At 36.3% G+C, this 1,912-nt stretch carries 2 protein-coding genes; both read left to right on the forward strand.

What is annotated here, in order from left to right; genetic code table 11:
* The coding region (locus ACFIO3_RS12330; RefSeq protein ID WP_375608887.1) for a DUF3987 domain-containing protein at positions 1-708 on the forward strand (708 nt) is incomplete at its 5' end.
* Positions 709-1,368: 660 nt separating this feature from the next.
* The coding region (locus tag ACFIO3_RS12335) for a restriction endonuclease (protein WP_375704545.1) at positions 1,369-1,912 on the forward strand (544 nt) is incomplete at its 3' end.

Consider the following 1,912-nt stretch of genomic DNA (forward strand, 5'->3'; position numbering starts at 1 on the left):
TTTATACGCAATGTTTTATATGGCAAAGGCAATGATGGTTTCTTACAACGCTTTCAAATGCTTGTCTTTCCCGATGAGACAAAAGATTGGAAATGGGTTGATAGACCGCCCAATCAAGAGGCATGGGAAACGTATGAAGGGGCATTTCGTTCTCTTTATGATAACCCCCTTGGTTCACCAGAACACCCTCTTGTGATGCGCTTTTCTGCTGAAGCTCAAGAGATCTTTCGTGAATGGATGCAAAAGATTTTTAAAGAAGCCAAAGAGAACAACCTTTCTGAAAGCTTACAAGCGCATCTTTTGAAAATGCCTAAAACCATAGTAAGTCTTGCGTTGATTTTTGAAATAACCGAAGGGGGTCGTTTTGAAATCAATAAAGATGCCCTTCAAACAGCCTTGCGATGGGAAAAATATTTGTTCAGTCATGTCAAACGTCTTTATGCGGCGGCGGATAGCTTAGCAACAGAGGGGGCAAAATTGATTGTCGAGCGCTGTGATCATTTACCCGATGTCTTTACTTTACGTGATATTCATCAAAGAAGTTGGATCGGTTTAACAGATAATAGAGCCGTTAAGCAAGCTTTAGAGCTCTTATGTCGTTCCAATCATATTCGTCAAATATCAGTGGAAAATAGCTCTCAAAGTGGTCGACCTACCATACGCTATGAATGGAATCCTTTCGTTAAAAACAACAGCATCAAGCAATGAAGCCATTGTAATTTTTTGTTGTCCTTAAAACCTTCAAAGATCTTATCGTACCAACAGAGGGTTTACGAATTATCTTTGAGGGTTTTTGTTTTATCATTTTTAAAAGAAGAAACATAAAGAGTCCTTTTAACCTTGTGTCAAAGATATCCAAAACACAACCTCTATAGGTTTTGACGGGGTTTTGAGTTTTGAGGGTTGCTGCTATTATGTAAAAAAACGATAAAAAGTAAAAACATTATATTTCAATAGGTTAAGATTTTACAGATCTTAAAAAAACAACCTCTATTGATAATGCAATCTATAAATTCAACTAATAATATACGTTTTGAGGGGGGGTTGACGGTTTTTACACCTTCAAAACCTATAAGCAAAATTCGTAATAAAACTTATCAAAATACTCATTCTGATATTTTAAAGCACATATCAAATTTGTCTTTTTTTTCATAAAACAAATAGCAAATTTCACTACTTTGCTGATCTGATCTCTCTCATGGGCTGTGGATAAGCAGCATTTAAAAAACTTTTTGAAAACATTATCGGCTTTTTTAGCATTTTTTCCAGTTTTCTCACTATTCATTCAAAATGGATTTAATTAATTTCATTTAGATTCTTTTGAAGAGAATTAATCTGTATCGTAGATAGTTATGGAGTCTATTCTTTATGCTTCAACCTCATCATTCTGATAATGAACACGTCACGCTACGCTCTCTGTTGGAATTCTACCGTAAAAAGGCAAAATCACCCCGTGAATTGGGAACGCTGTTTGAAAACCTTGTAAAGGTTTATTTAGCTGAAGACCCGTTGCAAAAGCAAGAATACGAAAAGGTTCAAACTTATTTGGAATGGGCGCAAGAGCATGGAGAAAATGGAACTGATATTGGGATTGATTTGGTCGCTACAATCCGTGATGAAGGAGGCTATGCGGCTATTCAATGTAAATGCTATGATGCTTCTCACATAATTAAAAAAGAAGATATTGATAGTTTTATTGCTGCCTCGGGCAAAAAGATCTTCACCCGTCGCATACTGGTTGATAGCACCGAAACAGATTGGAGTGACAATGTTGAACTGACTTGTGAAGGACAAGAGGTTCGTATTCAACGGATTAATCTATTTGATTTGGAAAGCAGTCAAATCGATTGGGGGGCTTATAAAGAACAAGGACAAGCTGTTCTTAAAGAGAAACCGAAGAAAAAGCTTTTAG

This window comes from Bartonella sp. AD328YNZD (genome assembly GCF_042196425.1).